Annotated in this window: 13 protein-coding genes and 1 tRNA gene; 10 read left to right on the forward strand and 4 right to left on the reverse strand. The window is 65.7% G+C overall.

Annotated features, from left to right (window positions below; all coding sequences use genetic code 11):
- Position 1: 1 nt before the first annotated feature.
- On the reverse strand, positions 2-1,096 hold the full coding sequence (locus ACOZ4N_RS05585; protein ID WP_424018941.1) for an ATP-binding protein: 1,095 nt from the start codon (positions 1,094-1,096) through the stop codon (positions 2-4).
- Between the two features lie 84 nt (positions 1,097-1,180).
- Between ACOZ4N_RS05585 and ACOZ4N_RS05590 the strand changes: the two genes are divergently transcribed.
- From ACOZ4N_RS05590 to ACOZ4N_RS05610, 5 genes are all read left to right on the forward strand, one after another.
- Entirely contained in the window at positions 1,181-1,306 is a 126-nt protein-coding gene (locus ACOZ4N_RS05590) for a hypothetical protein (RefSeq protein ID WP_424018942.1), read from the forward strand.
- Between the two features lie 284 nt (positions 1,307-1,590).
- Complete coding sequence (locus ACOZ4N_RS05595) at positions 1,591-2,559, forward strand: DUF7284 family protein (RefSeq protein WP_424018943.1); 969 nt, start codon at positions 1,591-1,593, stop codon at positions 2,557-2,559.
- Between the two features lie 2 nt (positions 2,560-2,561).
- Positions 2,562-6,923: a DUF7286 family protein gene (locus ACOZ4N_RS05600; RefSeq protein ID WP_424018944.1), complete on the forward strand. Its 4,362-nt coding sequence runs from the start codon at positions 2,562-2,564 to the stop codon at positions 6,921-6,923.
- A gap of 72 nt (positions 6,924-6,995) precedes the next feature.
- Entirely contained in the window at positions 6,996-7,568 is a 573-nt protein-coding gene (locus tag ACOZ4N_RS05605) for a hypothetical protein (protein ID WP_424018945.1), read from the forward strand.
- Positions 7,569-7,681: 113 nt separating this feature from the next.
- Positions 7,682-8,242 (forward strand): hypothetical protein, encoded by a 561-nt coding sequence (locus ACOZ4N_RS05610; RefSeq protein WP_424018946.1) that lies wholly within the window; start codon positions 7,682-7,684, stop codon positions 8,240-8,242.
- A gap of 4 nt (positions 8,243-8,246) precedes the next feature.
- Here the strand turns inward: ACOZ4N_RS05610 and guaB are convergent, their stop codons facing one another.
- Positions 8,247-9,728, reverse strand: coding sequence for an IMP dehydrogenase (guaB, locus tag ACOZ4N_RS05615; RefSeq protein WP_424018947.1), 1,482 nt, complete (start codon positions 9,726-9,728; stop codon positions 8,247-8,249).
- Positions 9,729-10,165: 437 nt separating this feature from the next.
- Here guaB and ACOZ4N_RS05620 point away from each other — a divergent pair, with 437 nt between their 5' ends.
- The 3 genes from ACOZ4N_RS05620 (at position 10,166) to ACOZ4N_RS05630 (ending at position 11,528) form a co-directional block, all read left to right on the forward strand.
- Positions 10,166-11,029, forward strand: a complete 864-nt coding sequence (locus tag ACOZ4N_RS05620; RefSeq protein WP_424018948.1) for a DUF5794 domain-containing protein — start codon at positions 10,166-10,168, stop codon at positions 11,027-11,029.
- A gap of 48 nt (positions 11,030-11,077) precedes the next feature.
- Positions 11,078-11,305 carry a DUF5795 family protein gene (locus ACOZ4N_RS05625; protein WP_424018949.1) on the forward strand — a complete coding sequence of 76 codons (228 nt, stop codon included), beginning with the start codon at positions 11,078-11,080 and terminating at the stop codon, positions 11,303-11,305.
- Positions 11,306-11,350: 45 nt separating this feature from the next.
- A tRNA-Trp gene (locus ACOZ4N_RS05630) sits at positions 11,351-11,528 on the forward strand.
- A 34-nt stretch (positions 11,529-11,562) separates the two neighbouring features.
- Here the strand turns inward: ACOZ4N_RS05630 and ACOZ4N_RS05635 are convergent.
- Positions 11,563-11,931, reverse strand: coding sequence for a DUF2237 family protein (locus ACOZ4N_RS05635; protein ID WP_424018950.1), 369 nt, complete (start codon positions 11,929-11,931; stop codon positions 11,563-11,565).
- A gap of 95 nt (positions 11,932-12,026) precedes the next feature.
- Here ACOZ4N_RS05635 and ACOZ4N_RS05640 point away from each other — a divergent pair, with 95 nt between their 5' ends.
- Entirely contained in the window at positions 12,027-13,520 is a 1,494-nt protein-coding gene (locus ACOZ4N_RS05640; protein WP_424018951.1) for an FAD-binding domain-containing protein, read from the forward strand.
- A gap of 4 nt (positions 13,521-13,524) precedes the next feature.
- Here the strand turns inward: ACOZ4N_RS05640 and ACOZ4N_RS05645 are convergent, their stop codons facing one another.
- Positions 13,525-15,777 (reverse strand): NADP-dependent malic enzyme, encoded by a 2,253-nt coding sequence (locus ACOZ4N_RS05645; RefSeq protein WP_424018952.1) that lies wholly within the window; start codon positions 15,775-15,777, stop codon positions 13,525-13,527.
- Between the two features lie 148 nt (positions 15,778-15,925).
- Between ACOZ4N_RS05645 and ACOZ4N_RS05650 the strand changes: the two genes are divergently transcribed.
- The gene (locus ACOZ4N_RS05650) at positions 15,926-16,756 is read left to right on the forward strand and encodes a hypothetical protein (RefSeq protein WP_424018953.1); all 831 of its coding nucleotides are present in this window, start codon (positions 15,926-15,928) and stop codon (positions 16,754-16,756) included.
- Positions 16,757-16,908: the final 152 nt, after the last annotated feature.

Consider the following 16,908-nt stretch of genomic DNA (forward strand, 5'->3'; position numbering starts at 1 on the left):
GTCAGTTTTCGCTCGCGGGGAGCGCGACGACGAAGGCCGCGCCGCCGAGGTCGCTGTCTTCGATGCGGATGTCACCGTCCGCACGGTCGAGAATGGTCGCGACGATGTGGAGGCCGAGGCCGCCGTCGCCGCCGTCCGACGTGACGCCACGCTCGAAGATACGGTCGCGCTCGTCAGGTGGGACGCCTGGGCCGTCGTCGGCGACAGTGACCACGACCCGGTTACCGTCGCGGTGGCCGGTGACACGAACTGTCGGATCGTCGGCGGAGTGCTGGACCGCGTTGTTCAGGAGATTCGTGAAGACCGGTTTGAGTGCGAGAGTGCCGACGGCTTCGAGGGAGTCCGGGAGTTCGGTCTCGACGGTCGCGTCGGGAAACGATTCACTGGCCGTCTCGACGGTGTCTTCGAGCATCGGTACCAGATCCATCGGCCGTGATTCGGCGTCGCCCAGAAGGACGTTCGAGACGGCGCGGACTTCCTCGACGAGTTCGGTGAGCGTGTCCACCTGTTTCGTGAGGGCTCGGCCCGACTCGCTGACCAGATCGTCGTCGGTCCGTTCGACGATTTCCGCGTGTCCCTGCATGATCTGGAGTCCGTTGAGGACGTCGTGCCGGAGCAGACTGTTGGTGAAGGCCATCGCGTCACGTGCTTCGCTGGCTCGCGCTGCCTCCTCTCTCAGACTCTCGTAGAGGAACCCGATCCGGCTGCCGAACAGGCCACCGAGGGCGGTGATGACGACCAGCGCGAACACCGGTTCCGGAACCGTCCGCCCTTCGAGTTCACGGACGAAGACGGTGAACCAGACGACGAGGACGGCTGTACCCGCGCCCCCGAGACACCACATCGCGACGACGGATTGTCGACCGCGATCGAGCGACGATTTCGAGAGCCTGTAGCCGGCATAGCAGACACCGAGGGAGAGCGTCGAGTTGATCGAGACAGCGAGGACAGGGCCGAGGCTGAGCCCGATGGTACTGGCTTCGCGGACGAAATTCACCACCGAAACCGCGAGTAGCGTGAGCGCGAGCGCGTACACGGCTACTGGTGGTGGCACCGCATCGGCGAGCCTGTCTATCGGAGCCGTGGCAGCGCCCACTGTACACGAACGATTGGTCCGGGCGGGAATATGTGTTCTGGATGAACGAAGGCTTCTTCTGTCGGCCTCGTACAGTGTGTAGTGATGTCGGAGTTCGAGACCTACACCTGTGACAACTGTACAGAGGAGTTCAGTGCACACCCGAGCTCGAACGCCGCTGCGAACACGTACTGCAGTCCCGCCTGCGAAACCGACGGGAAAGACCTCTGAGAACGGCAGGCTGACAGCGGGGCCGACCGACGACGAACACACTTTTTCGACCGCCGACTGCCCGTGCGAACCCCGTCGTGGGGGCCGACAGAACTCGATAGTCCTGCTTGAGTTTAAATAGGATCACTCGGCCAAGCGCAGTATGCAGCGCTGGCTATCGGGTGAGTCGCAGGGACCGCCGTCGAGAGCGGGGTCTGCTGTCGGACGAGCCCCGCCCGGACACTGGGTCAGCCCGAGTACGGGCCGTCTCCATGGCGGTCGAACGGTGGCAAGGAGGGGTGCCGATGCGGCGGTCTGACCGCGGTATCAGCACCGTCGTCGACGTGTCGATGGCGCTCCTGTTGATCAGCGCCAGCGTGGTGATGCTCGCAGTCTACATCAACGACGAGGAGACGGCACGGGACCACGAGGCGGCAAGGGCGGATCAGACCGCGGAACTGCTGAGCAGTACGACGGTCAACGTAACCTACTCGCTGGACTCGCTCTCGGGTCCGGAGTGGCGACAGGCGAAAAACGACGTGTTACAGACCAGAACCGACTTTTCGAGCGGTGACTACAGCCGGACGACACACGGGACCAGCGCGGCACTGCTCGCGGAAGCCGCCGTGTCGAAGGCGACCATCGACGGACAGCGATTCACGAGAGAGGGTGCCGACTTCGTCGACGCGACGAGCGGAAACGTCCGCGTGGTGCTGGGGAACACCGGCGTCGACGCCTACGTTCGGGCGGTCTGGCGGCCGTACGAGAAGTCGGACATCGAGGGCACCGTGTCGGTGGGCAATCGACCGCCGGGCGACGAGGACGTGAGCAGTTCGACGCTCGTCGTCCCGAGTGGGATGCCACCTATCGAAGACGAACGCGTCAGAGAGGTCTATCTCAACGCGGGCTACGACGGGCTGGCGACCGTCATCGCGAACCGGGTCGTCGAGGGGTACTTCCCGCCAGTCAGCACACAGCACGCCCTCGAGAGTAACGGCATCAACCGCGCGCTGGCGGTCTATCGGTACAGGCGCGCCGAGACCGTGCTGGGGTTCAACGGGTACCGGACGACCGACGTTCCACTCCTCACTTCGAGTGTCATCTCGTCGTCGGGGGCCAACGCCAGAGCGGCGAACTCGCGGATCACTGCATCTCTGGCACGGAACATCGAGGCGAATCTCCGTGACGAGTACGGTGACGACGTGACCGCGGACGAACTCGCGAACGACGTTTCGACTGGTGACGTACGAATCGTCGTGCAGACCTGGACCTGACTATGACTGACAGACCACAGACGATCTCGATTGCAGCGGACGACCGGGCACGAATCCCGTTTGCGATGATCGGTGTGATCATCCTGCTCTCCAGTACGGCCGTGATCGGAGTGCTGGAGACGCGTCCCCAGGACCCGAGGGACGACTCCAACGTCGACGTCTCGATGGCGCTCGATCAGGCCGTCTCCTCGTCGCAGACGGTCCTGAAGTCGTCGGTGCGCGAGGCGACCAAAGCCGCGGCCGAAGAACCGCTCCTGCGAGCGGCCGGGACGCCGGCCGGGAACGCGATCAACGACTCGATTCGAACCGGGCAGTTGAACACGTCGGAGATCCGCTACCGGACGTTCAGACGGTACGTCAGGCTCCGGATCTACCTGAAAGCCCAGGACAAACTGGGGAGTGTTCGACACGAGCGACAGGACAATCTGACGACGAAGGTGTCCCTGCCGAAGGTCGAAAACACCGAGGGGAGTCTCGAAGATGCCATCGACAGAGTACACCTCACCGTCGGCAAGCAGGACGACACCCTCGAACCGGGGAAGCTGAAAGCCGAGATCGAGGGCCTGGATATCGGTGTCTATCGTCAGGGGGAGCTGGAGGAACGGACGACCAGGGATGTCACCGTCACCGTCGCGACGACGGCCTTCGACCTCCACAACAGGACACAGCGCTACGAGCGAAACCTCAACATGGGCTTTTTCGACCGGCGGGCCGGCGTCTACAGAGGCCTCGGTCGGAAGATGGCGGCACGCTACTATCTGCTCGCCTACTCGAAGGCGTACCTGCAGAGCCTGACCAGCGCGTCGTTCAAGAAGATCCTGACGAAAAAGGACGCCACGTTCCTCACCAACCAGGCCATCTATCAGGTCCAGAATTCGGTCTTCGGGAAGCACGACCGGTACGCCGACCGCTACATGAAGGGGGCGTGGCTCTGTTTCATCTCCCGACAGAGCACGTCGCTGATCACGAGTTACACGTCGAAGACGAGCCAGATCCGGTCGATGCAGAACTCGCTGTGCCGGGCGACGAAGTACGTGTTCGGCGACGTCGACGGCGCGACACCGAGTGGCCTGCTCAACTCGCCACCGTGGAACATCGTGAAGCAGGGCAACGTCGGACTCGGCGGGCTCCGGGGACTGTTCAACGGACAGGGCCCGAGCCAGCAGTCGGTCGAGCTGTCGGTCGACAAGTACGCGACGGCGGCACTGGCCGAGTCCAATCCCCAGCGTGCGGCCGCCCAGTGGATCGACGACACGGACAACATCCACGAGGACAACAGTCTGCCCCGGAACTATCAGGACAACGAGGACGAGTACTCGCTCGACGACAGTCCGTCCGATCTGATCGACAACGGCGGACAGGTCCAGCCAGCTATCGACGAGATCTACCGGGTCGACCTCGACTCGCAGGTCCAGAACGTCTGGACGACCCAGCGGAACCTCCCGGACAACGACAACCCACCGGAGAACAACGGGGACTGGAGTGAAACGGGCGATTCGAGTTACGAGGTCCGGAGTTCGACCGTCGAGGTCGTCGACTACAGCGAACCGTGGCAGGGACAGAGCGGGCGCGACCGCACCTTCCACGAGTTCGAGGTCAAGGTCAGGAACACGCTCAAAGAGCGACAGAAGTGGGTGAACTACTCGGCCGACCCGGACGACGAAGACTGGACGACCTCACAGGACACCGGGACCGTCGAGTACCACGCGACGATCACGGTCGGCGGGAGCCACAGCGCGGGCCTCCCGTCGGGAACCGGTATCAACAGGGGAATCAGCGACGGACAGGAGTACGAGCGGGGTGGCTCACACCCGAACCTCGGCTACACGCCGGACAACTTCCGCCGTGCGCCGGGCGAGTCGCTGCGAGAACTGTTCAGCGTCGATCCGGGGAACGCGGAGAGCGGCTTCGAGTCGTACGTCCGCGGGGAGGTGAACGCGAACGACATCGTCTACGAGAGCGACTTCGATTCGGATCTCCAGTCCGTCGAGCAAAACGGTCTCCTGGTCGCGAGTGATCTGTTCGACGGCGACCAGAACACGCTCCGGACGTGGCTGCGGGAACACGTCCTCCCGAACGCCCACCAGTACACGGTGAACCACGTCGACCCGGTCTCGACGGACACGATGGCGATGGCGACGGGGAACCCGCATCAGGATCTGCTCCGGAACCTGGCGGATCACAAAACGGAGATCATCTACGGTCCCTCGGGGCCGGACAGCCACCGGACCGCGGCGGACAAGGCTCGCATTCGGGTCCGACAGCTGTACTACCAGCGGATCCGGGAGATGATCCGAGAGGTGTCACAGAAGAAAGAGGACGCGAAGGGCAAGATCAACGACAAGCTCGGCAACAAGATGTCGGGGGTTCCCAACCTGCCGACGGATGTCATCGGGGAGTCGCTCGGGTTCGTCCAGCGGCTGTTCAACAGCAACACGATGCAGCGTCGTTCGGGTAACTTCGCCGGGTCGCCGTTGCTCGACGACGTCTCCTACGAGGTCAAGGGGTCGCCGACCTATTTGCCGTCCAAGACCGTCAGTCGGCTGACGGTCCCGTCGGTGCGGCCGGCGGGGACGCCGGCGGATATCCCGCGGGACGCGATGCACGCGCCGCTCTCGGTGAAGCGAAACGACATGTTCGGGTATCCGGGGCTCCCGATCGTCCCGTGGCCGGCGTTCTGGCTGCTCTCGGTGGACAACTGGGTCATGGAGTCGAAAGGCGAGTACGCGCGTTTCGAGGTCAAGGCCACTCGCGGCGACGCGCCGGGTTCACCCACGACCAGATACGTCCGGCAGGACCAGCGGATAGAACTCCTGATCGACGGCAGAGAGCGGTACGTCGGTGACGTGCGGCCGATCAACTTCGAGAGCATGACCTCGGTGTTCGTCGCGGTGCCGGGCGGGAGCGTGCCCGTCCCGGGCGTCCCGGCCGTCGGTGACAAACTGTGGCGTGTGAAAGGCGAGACCTGTTCGAAGACGTGGCCACAGTACGGGCCCGGGGTGCAACAGCCGACGGGGTCGCTGTCGCGGAACTGTCAGCCGGGGAGCGGCGTGAACTTCCAGCGGTTCCTGCCGGACACCAGTCCGTCGGTGTCGTGTGCGGCCGGCGTCATCGACGCGGCCACGTCAGCCAGGATCGCACGGCCCGGAGTGGTCGGTGAACTGGGTCGGCCACCCGCGGCGACGAGTTCGATTCCGGACGAGTGTGGCGAGGAGATGGAGGTCCACTTCATCGACGTGGGCCAGGGGCGGTCGATACTGATAGAGGCACCGAAGCCCGAATCCGAAGTCGAGGAAGACGGCGACGAGGAGGAGGAGATACTGATCGACGCCGGGACGACCGCACCGTCGACCAACGAGGAGACGGTGCTCCGGTACCTGGCCGAGGAAGGCGTCGACGACATCGAACACCTCGTGTTGACGCACAACCATCAGGATCACCTCAGTCTCGTCGACACACTGCTGAACGTTCCCGAAGGGAGCAACGAGGACGGCAACGACCGGTTCGTCGACCGGATTCACTACTCCGGGGTGGAACACCCGGCCAACCCAGGGTTCGAGTCCGACATCGTCGCCGCCCGGAGCGGCGTCTCCGGTTTCGACGACTTCGACGAGCTTCGGGCCGGCGACGGGAGCGTTCTGGGCGAGGACAACAGGGCCGATTTCACGGTGCTGAACCCACCGTCGGGGTCGGATCGGAGCTGTAGCCAGCCGCCGGACTGCAACGCGATCGTCCTCAAGTTCGAGTACGGCGGCAAGTCGTTCCTGCTCCCCTCGGACATTCGGGAACCACAGGAAGACGACATCGAGGACCAGTACAACGTCGAGGCGGACGTCCTGCAACTGAGCCATCACGGGAGCAACGAGGCCAACGGCGAGGCGTTCATCAAGGCGGTCGAACCGACGACCGTCGTCACTTCGAGCAAGAAACTCAGTGGCTTCCCACACGAGGACACCATCGAGCGGCTCCAGCGACTCGACGGGCAGTTCGGGATCGACATCCAGAACGCCTACTGGACCGGCATCCACGACGATATCGTCTTCGAGGTCACGGCCTGTTCGTGCATGCAGGGCGATAGCGTGATCACGTCCAGGAACGCGGACGCGACACTCGATCACGTCCACGACGAGATCACGTCCCGTGGTGACGACGAGTACGAGACGCCGAGTGACATCCGCGGTGTCGGAACGGAACTCGGGAACAGGCTCTCCGACGAGATCGGGTCCATGTCGGATATCCGTGACGCCGACGTTGCGGAACTGAAACAGGTGGACGGGATCGGTGACAAACTCGCGGAGAGCATCCACCACCAGCTCGAGGAACCCGACGACAGCGACCCCGCGGAACACGAGGAGACGGGGTAAAGCACGAAGCTATTTTTGTGTCGGTTAGGTAGGCACGACCGAGACGGTGTCCCCGTCGTCGACCCTTCAGTCATGACCGAGACACTCGAGTGCGCCATCGATCAGAACAAGTTCAGAGACCGATTCAGCGTTCCGACGGCCGCACACGCCGTCTACGAACGGCCCGAGAAGTATCAGGACTGGCGGCATCGAGACGACCTCGGGACGTTCACCTGTCCAGTGGACATCGTACCGGAACAGGGGCGGTACGAGGACGCGATGCTCCGCACGACGTTTCAGTTCTCGGAAGAACCGCGAGACGTGGAACGGACGGTCGGGGAAACGGAGTCGACAGTCGAGTTCACGGTCGAACTGGAGACGGATCTCGGTCTGGAGTTCGTGGCGCTTCGGGAACGGGGCGGGGACGAGACAGTCGGTGAACTGTCGATGCAATACCCCTACCCGGACGTGGACTGGTTTCGGGAACCGGGCGATATCGGTTATCTGACGGTCGAACTCGAGTACGATCACCGGTTCATGACGGAGTTTCTGCGGTTCAGAGCCGACACGCTCGGCCGAGACTCGGAGATCACCGACGAGACGTTTACGGAGTATCGCGAGGACTACCGGGAGACACTCGCGGAGTTTCGGGACCGTCACTTCTGACCGCCCGCCGCGTTGCCGTTGGTGGCGCTCGCTCCCGTGGTTCAGGACCGTCGTGACCGCCACGGGACCCCGACCGGGACAAAATAGTGCGTCGGCCGCGTACGACTCCCCACATGGCCGAAAGCTACACGTATCAGGGGGAGTCCAGCGAGTGGGAGCTGTGGGCGGACGGTCCGTCGTTGCACGAGAGCTTTTTCGAGGAGCCCGCGCCGTCGGAGTCGTATCGCGACGCGGAACGGCACGGAACCGTCCAGTTCGCACCGATGGTGTACCCCGAGTCGGGACGATACGTCCCGGCCCATCATCGTCTCACGCTGACACCGTTCGGACGCCAGAAACCGGACGATCCCCACGTCGAACCGGTGTCGCTCCGGGAGCGGACGCGAGTGATCGACCTGCTCGCCGAGGTCACCAGATCCCACGCGTTCGGGAGCCGGTTCGACCTCCGGGTCGAGACGCTCGATGGAGTGGCTGTCGGACAGATCGTCGACCTGCCGCCGGGGCCAGTTCCCGAGGCGTACAGTGATCTCGGTGACTGGTTCTACCTCCGCCTCCGGGTCGACTATCTCCACGAGGAGACGAAAGATCGCACCGGGTACACGGAAGACGAGATCGACGGGAGACGCGGCCGGAGCCGCGAGCGGATCGCGGAGATCCGCGACCGAACCGGCTAACTCGTCACTCGCCGGGACTGTAGTTCGGTGCCTCGTCCGTGATCACTACGTCGTGGGGGTGGCTCTCCTGCTGGCCGGCCGAGGAGACGCGGACGAACTCGGCGCGTTCTTTGAATTCGGGGATCGTCTCGGCACCGACGTAGCCCATGCCGCTCTGCATGCCGCCGACGAGCTGGTGGAGTTCGTCTTCGAGGGGGCCCTGATACGGTGTGGCGGCCTCGACGCCCTCGGGGACGAACTCCTCGTCTTCGTCGTCTTCCTTGAGGTAGCGTTCGCCGCCGCCGGACTTCATCGCGCCGACGCTCCCCATGCCGCGGTACTGCTTGTACTTCTTGCCGTTCATCGTGATGACCCGACCCGGGGCCTCGGCGGTGCCGGCGAAATAGGAGCCGAGCATCACGGCGTCGGCACCGGCCGCGATGGCCTTGATCGCGTCGCCGGAGTAGCGGATGCCGCCGTCGGCGATGACGGGCACGTCGTGCTGGCTGGCCACGTCGGCGACCTGTGCGACGGCGGTGATCTGGGGCATTCCCGCACCGGTGACGACGCGGGTGGTACAGATCGAACCCGGGCCGATCCCGACCTTCACGCCGTCGGCGAAGTCGACGACGGCCTCGGCGGCCTCGCGGGTGCCGATGTTGCCGACGACCACGTCCGCGTCGACGAGGTCTTTGATCTCGCGGGCGCTCTCGACGACGTTGCGGTTGTGGGCGTGCGCGCAGTCGATGAACAGGACGTCGGCACCGGCGTCGTCGGCGGCGGTCGCGCGGTCGATGTCGTGGGGGCCGACGGCGACGCCGGCGCGCAGCTTGCCGGCCTCGTCGCGGGCCGCGTCGTCGTACTCGCGGCGCTGGAGGATGCCCTGCATCGTCACGAGGCCGACGAGGCGGTCCTCCGCGTCGACGATGGGGACGCGCTCGATCTTGTGGTCGTACATCAGTTCGAGCGCCTCGCGGGCAGTCACGTCCTCGGGGGCCGTGATGACCTCGTCGGTCATGGCCTCCTTGACCTCGTCGCGGTCGCCGACCTCCAGGTACGGCCGGATGTCGGTGCCGGAGATGATGCCGAGGACCTTCTCGTCGTCGTCGACGACGGGTGCGCCGGAGACGCCTGCCCGCTCCATCATCTCGTCGACGTCCCGGACCGTCTGGTCGGGGCTTGCCGTGACCACGTCCCGGATGATGAGTTCGTCGGCGCGCTTGATGCGCTCTACCTCGGTCACCATCTCGTCGACGGTCATGTTCTGGTGGAGGACCCCCAGGCCGCCCTGCCGCGCCATCGCGATAGCCATGTCGCTCTCGGTGACGGTGTCCATCGCGGCCGAGAGAACCGGCACGGTCAACTCGACGTTTTTCGACACGCGTGTCGTCGTGTCGGCTTCGTCCGGTTCGACGCGGCTCTCCTTGGGTCGGAGGAGTACGTCGTCGAACGTCAGCGCCTCTGGAACCCGGAGTTTCTCCGAGAAGAACTCGTTGTCGTTCGCCATGTAAACCGTGGAACCGGGCCGGGGAAAAACGTTGCGAGACGGCCCGTCTTCGTGGCCGCTTCACACTGGCCGACTCGTCTCGGTCTGGCCACGCGTCCGACCAGAAGTGTGTGTTCGTCCCAGCCGTGGGCAAGAAGTGATACGACCGGACAGTTCCCGACTGCAAGACTGGACGATTCGCGGGGTGTGGGGTCGTATACCACACAACGCTTATGGCTCCGACAATACTTGTTTCGAGTATGGACTCCGCCAGCCAATCGAACGTGCGTGTCGCGAGCGAGGCCGCCCCTGCGGGTGGCGACAACACATTCTGCGACGGTCGCACATTCAATCTGGCGGAGAAATCGGCCACGGCGGGCGACGGCGGACCGCGCCGACGCGCCCCGGTATATCGTGCTCACCACCCGATGGCCACGGGAGAGGGCCGTTCGCACTGAATGAGCCAGTCTCAGCATCCGGTCGCGCTCCGCATCGAGCAGCGGGTCGGCGGTGCGACGCGCCTGCTCGCGACCGTCATGTGTCTCCCGCTACTGGACGGTATCTTCCCGGCACTGGTCCTCGCCGGCGCGCTGTCCGAGCCCACGGGGATTCTGGAGGTCGGCCTGCTGATCTTCGGCGGCAGCGCGACGGTCGCAGTCATCCTGGCCGACATGGACGGCAGTCCGCGCGAGCAGGCCAGATCCGTCCTGCTCGTCGGGAGCGTCGTCGTGGTCGGTGCCGTCGTCGAGGCGGCGCTGGCCCCGACCATCGCCGGGTTCCTCGACCTCGCGGTGTTCGAGCGGTTCGCCGGCCTCGTCATCCTCGCCGTGGCCGCCCAGACCGCCAGCGCGCGGATCGGCGACTACCTGCCCCGACCGGCGATCATCATCGCGCTCGGGCTGGTCGCCAGCTTCGACCCCGCGGGCGCACAGCTGGCCGTCCAGTTCGACCCCGGACTGATGGCCCGGGCCGCCGCCGCGGCGCTCGTCGCCGTCGCCTTCGCGCTCCACCTGGCCCTGTTCGGCCCGTGGCTCCGGGACATCGTGGACATCGACCGGTTCCGGTTCGGGAGCGCCGTCGCCCTCGGTGTCCTCCCGCTGGGGCTGTTCGGCCTCGTGCCCGGTGACGCGCCGCTGGCCCTGGCCGTGCTGGGCATGACGTTCCTGTTCGCGTTCGATCCGGAGGACTCGGTCGCGGACTTCCGTTCCGACGACGAGTCTGGCAAGCCCGGAGAGCAGTCCCGGGCCGACGACGAGTACGATTCCGTCGGGCCCGCGAGTGCCGATACGGTGGCCGAGGAAGACCACGCGCCGTGGCTGTAACTTCGCGTCGAAGGGAAGGCTTAGGGACGTGACCCCGTGACTGTGGGTATGGCCGATAACCGCGTCGTCCAGGGCCGGATGGTCACACCCGGCAAACTGGCCGAACTCATCGAAGGCGACAGTGTGATGGACGCAGAAGCCATCGAAGACGCCGACCGGGACTGTCCCGACTGTGGCGGCAACGTCCTCGAAGTCGGCTACATGCCCTCCGTCACCGAGTTCGTCACGGGCCAGAAGTGTCAGGACTGTGACTGGTCCGACACGGATCGGGACTGACCGAATCGAAATCCCTTTAGGGAGACTGATCCAAGCAGGTGATGCGGGGTCGTGGCCAAGTCCGGCATGGCGACTGACTCCAGAGGCACCGCGCCCGGTGACGAAACTCCAGACTGATATACTGAGCGGACGGCTGATCACCGCCCGCGCTGATGACCCTCTGGAGTTCCGAGGCGCGACCGGAGATATCAGTCGATCGGGAGTTCAAATCTCTCCGACCCCACTTCCTGACGAACCGATATCCGAGAGCGACGGGTTCACCCTTCGAACTCGTACTGATTCAGCGTCGTGAACATGACGTCCTCGAGGACGGCGTCGCTCGTCGCTTCCAGAACGACGGGCGGAGCGACGCCTTCTTCCGCAGCTTCGAGCCACCGGCCGACACAGAGACACCACCGGTCACCTGGCTCCAGGCCCGGAAAGTTCAGTTCCGGCCGTGGCGTGATCAGGTCGTTACCGCGGGCCTTGCTGAACTCGAGAAACTCCTCGGTGACGACGGCACAGATCTCGTGGCGGCCAGCGTCGGCCGGGTGGGGTCGACAACAGCCGTCACGCTCGAAGCCGGTCATCGGGTCCTCACTGCAGGGCTCCAGTTCTGTCCCGAGGACGTTCTCCTCGTCGGTCATACAGGGGGTTACGGCGGATCGGTGAAAGGCCTGGTCCCTGGACGGCGGGTCGACGGAGGCGGGGATTTAGGTCGCCGAGGCCGCTAGGACGGTCGATGAGCGAGCCTCGGATCGCGGTCTGGCACCGAGACGACCTGCGGGTCCGGGACAACGCCGCGCTCGACGCGGCAGTCGCGGACGGGCGTGCGTGCCCGATCTACGTCGTCGATCCGCAGTTCTACCGGAGCGGGATGGCCTGTGACGCCAGGCTCCGGTTCGTCCACGAATCCGTCGCGGATCTCCGCCGACTGTACCGCGATCACGGCAGCGACCTGGCGCTGTGCCACGGCGACCCCGGGGACGTCCTCGACGACCTGCCGGTGGACCGGATCTACGTCAACCGGAGCGTCACCGGGCGGTACGGCCGCGAGCGTGACGAACGGCTGTTCGACCGCCCGGACGTTCGGGTGTTCGCCGACGACGGGATCGACTGGACCGACCGCGCTCGCGGGGACTACGACTGGAGCGAGCAGGCGGAGGCATACTTCGAGCGCGATCCGATACGACCGCCCGGCCGGCTGCCCGACAACCATCTGGAGAGCGAGACGAGCGTAGGCGAAATCGAACGTCACTACGGTATCGAGCCGGGGAAGACGGATGTACCCGACGGCGGTGCGACGGCTGGCTGGGACCGACTGACCGCGTTCGTGGGCGCGATCACCGACTATCCGGGCAGTATCTCCCCGCCAGCGAGAGCGGAGCGGAACGGCAGTCGGCTCTCGCCGTATCTCGCCATGGGCTGTCTCACACCGAGGCAGGTCTATGGTTACGTCCACGAGAACGCGCCCGCCGGAACCGGCCGGGAGCTGTTCACGAGCCGACTGTTCTGGAACCGCCATTACAACCAGAAACTCGCCGACTGGCCGGGGTGGATGGAGCGTGCCGTCAACCCGGTCTACACCGGGCTCTTTCGGGACCGGCACGATCCGGAGCTGGTCGCCGCGTGGAAGGCGGGACGGACGGGCTACCCGCTCGTGGACGCCTCGATGCGCGCGCTCCGGGAGACGGGCTGGCTCAACTTCCGGATGCGGGCGATGTGTGCCAGCTTCTACACGTACGTTCTCCAGTGCTGGTGGAAGGTTGGTGCGGATCACTTCTACCGGCACCTGATCGACGCGGACGCGGCGATCAACTACACGCAGTGGCAGTCCCAGTCGGCGTTGACCGGCGTCAGTCCGGTCCGCATCTACAACCCGCGCAAACAGGTCCGGGAGAACGACCCCGATGGCGAGTTCGTCCGGGCGTACGTCCCGGAACTCCGTGGGTTCCCCACAGAACACCTCGATCAGCCAGAGAAAGCACCGCTCGCTGTGCAGGAGGAGTGTGGGATTCGTATCGGCGAGGACTACCCCCGGCCAGTGGTCGAACTCGAAGCGCGCCGGGAGCGCGCCCGCGAGGTGTTCGGACGGCTCGCGGACCGGGCCGAGGAAGCCCTGTCCGACCCGGAGATCCGGCGACGGGCGAGCCTGTCACAGCGCGGTGGGGGGCGTCGAGAGCGCGAGCGCGACGAGACCACTACCGGCGGCCAGTCGCGCCTCGGCGACTTCTGACGAGCTAGTACCCGTTCTCCTGGGCGTCGACCACCGCCACCGCCGCCAGGTTGACGATGTCGTTCACCTCGTCACCACGCTGGAGGACGTGGACGGGCTTGTCCATGCCGACGAGCATCGGGCCGATAGCCTCCGCACCGCCGAGACGCTGGAGGAGTTTGTAGCCGATGTTCCCCGCTTCGAGGTTGGGGAACACGAGGACGTTCGCGGGACCGTCAAGATCCGAGAACTCGTAGTCTTCGGTGAGCAGGTCCTCGACGACGGCGGTGTCGGCCTGCATCTCCCCGTCGACCGGGAAGTCGACGGTCGGGTCGGCCCGGAGCCGCTGGGCGGCCTCGCGTGGCTTGCGCGTGCCCTCGTTGTCGACGCTCCCGAAGTCCGAGTAGGAGAGCAGGGCCGCGCGGGGATCAACGTCGAATCGCCGGGCGAGATCGGCGGTGTGGCGCGTGACTTCTTCGAGCACGTCGGCGTCTGGGTTCTGGTTGACCGTGGCATCGGCGACGAACACGACGCGGTTCTTGAAGGTGAGCATGTAGACGCCCGCCGCGTAGTCGGCGTCGTCGGCGGTCCCGACGACCTGCAGGGGCGGTTTCAGCGCCGAGGGGTAGTTGTGGGTCAGGCCGGTGAGCATCACGTCGGCGTCGCCCATCTCGACCATGACGCTCGCGAGGTAGTTGTCGTTCTCGACGAGTTCGGCGGCCTCCTTCCGGGTGATCCCGTTGCGCTTCCGGAGTTCGTACAGCCGTTCGGCGTACGGTTCGAGCTGGTCTGCCTCGGGGTCGACGACGACGGGATTGAGATCGAGTCCGAGGTCGTCGATGGAGCGCCAGATCTCCTCGCGGTCGCCGACCAGGATGGGTTCGGCGATGCCTTCCGCCGAGAGCTGGCGGGCCGCGCGGACGATCTTCTCGTCGTCGCCCTCGGCCAGCACGACGCGTTTGGGGTCGTTCTGGGCGCGGTTGAGGACGACGCGCATCATCTCGCGGGACTTGCCGAGGCGGGCTTCGAGGCGTTCGCGGTAGGCGCTCAGGTCGAGGTCGCGGCGGGCCGCGCCGCTGTCGATGGCGGCCCGGGCGACGGCGGTGGCGACCTCGAACAGGACTCGCGAGTCCAGCGGCTTGGGAATGATGTAGTCCGGGCCGAACTGGAGCGGTTCGTCGTCGTAGGCCTTGCGCACGGCGTCGGGCACGTCCGTTCGGGCCAGGCGGGCGATGGCCTCGGCCGCGGCGACTTTCATCTCCTCGTTGATCTCGGTCGCGCGGGCGTCGAGCGCGCCCCGGAAGATGAAGGGAAAGCCCAACACGTTGTTGACCTGGTTGGGGTAGTCCGAGCGCCCGGTGGCGACGATGACGGTGTCGTCGCGGGCGGCCTTGGCTTCCTCGTACCCGATCTCGGGGTCGGGATTGGCCATGGCGAACACGACCGGGTTCTCGGCCATCGACTGGACCATCTCCGGGGAGACGATGCCGCCGACCGAGAGGCCGACGAACACGTCGGCACCGACCATCGCGTCCGCGAGGTCGCCGCGCTCCTCGGGCGGGCTGGCGAACGGTTCGACGAACTCGTCGAGGTCGTCGCGCTCGGTCGTGATGATCCCGTGCTCGTCGGCCATGGTGATCTGCTCACGGGGGACGCCCAGCGAGACGTAGAAGCGGGCGGTCGCGGTCGCGGCGGCCCCCGCACCGGCGAACGTGATCGAGAGGTCCTCGATGTCCTTCTCGAGGATGTGGGTCGCGTTCAGCAGGGCCGCGCCGGTGATGATGGCGGTGCCGTGCTGGTCGTCGTGGAAGACGGGGATCGACATGCGCTCGCGGAGGCGTTCCTCGATCTCGAAGCACTCGGGTGCTTTGATGTCTTCGAGGTTGATCCCGCCGAAGGTGGGTTCCATGCCGGCGACGGCCTCGACGAACGTGTCGGGGTCGTCGAAGTCGTACTCGACGTCGAACACGTCGATGTCGGCGAACCGCTTGAACAGGACCCCTTTCCCCTCCATCACGGGTTTCGAGGCCTGTGCGCCGATGTCGCCCAGGCCCAGAACGGCCGACCCGTTCGAGACGACGCCGACGAGGTTGCCCTTCGCGGTGTAGGTGTAGGCTTCGCCGGCGTCGTCGCTGATCTCGCGGCAGGGGGCGGCGACGCCCGGCGAGTACGCGAGGCTCAGGTCGCGTTGCGTGTTGGTCGGCTTGGTCGTCTCCATCTCGATCTTCCCGGGGGGATCGGTCCGGTGATACTCCAGTGCGTCCTCGTCCAGTCCCATACGTGTGGCCAGTCACCGCGCGGACAAAAATCGTGCCCGGGCCTCGCCGACAGGTGCCACAGTGACGTGCCGGTCCGGGCATCGGATCCGGAGCGGCGACTCTCCGGAACCGGGACTCTTTCGCCACTGGCGCCCCTGCTTCGATCCGATGGATGCCGCCAGCGTGGACCGCTCCCGGACGGCGCTCCGTGATATGGGGCTGATCGGCGTCGTCGCGGTCGTCCTCGTCTGGATTCACGTCGCGCTCCCATCGGCCGTCCGCACGCGCATGGCCCTCCGTCACGAGTCCGTCGACCCAGTTTCGTTGTACACCAGCGCGTTCGTCCACCTCGATCTGACCCACCTCGTGGGCAACGTCGCGGGATTCGTCGCCGCCGCCCTCGTGGCGTACGGACTCTGTGTCCAGATCGGGCACCGCCGGTGGTTCCGCGTCACGTTCGTCGGCTTCCTGCTCGTCTTGCCCGTCGCAGTGAGTCTCACCAGCTACGTCATCATCGGCCTCCTCTACCCCGGCATCGAGCCGGTGAGCCGGGGCTTCTCCGGCGTCGGTGCGGCCTTCGCCGGTTTCGTCTTCGTCGCCCTGCTGGCGTCGCTGAACCGACTCTACGACTACCGGGTGGCGGGCTACAGCGGACTCGCCATCTGGTTGTTGCTCCTGTTCGAGGTGTACCTCATCTACGTCGGTAACGTGACGCCGGTCGTCGGCGGGCTGTTCGCCGTCGGCTGGGGGGCCTGTCTGGTGGGAATCCGCCGGGAGTCCACACGCCCCACGATGCTCTCCCGGCCTCGCTCGCGGCTGGAACTGATCCAGCTGGCCCAGACCGTGCTGGTCGTGATCCTGCTGGTGAGTTTCGTCTCGGTCCTGTTCCCGGCCGAGATCGTCGAGGGCGGAGCCGTCACGAACGTCTTCGCCCACGCCGCCGGTTTCGGCTACGGCATCGGCGGGGCGGCGCTGACCGCCCGGTACGTCCGCGAGTAGCCGGCGAAAGAGTTATGTTTGATACTCTCTAACATGGTAGTAGAACCCCGATTCGCTGGGGGTTCTCGACGGGAACGACCGTCGTAACCGCTCGGGAATTGGCATCGGCGAACGATCAGGACTCCCGGCAGACGGCTGGCCAGCCGACCCGC

Source organism: Halorientalis pallida, from assembly GCF_049605515.1.
GTDB classification, from domain to species: Archaea; Halobacteriota; Halobacteria; order Halobacteriales; family Haloarculaceae; genus Halorientalis; species Halorientalis pallida_A.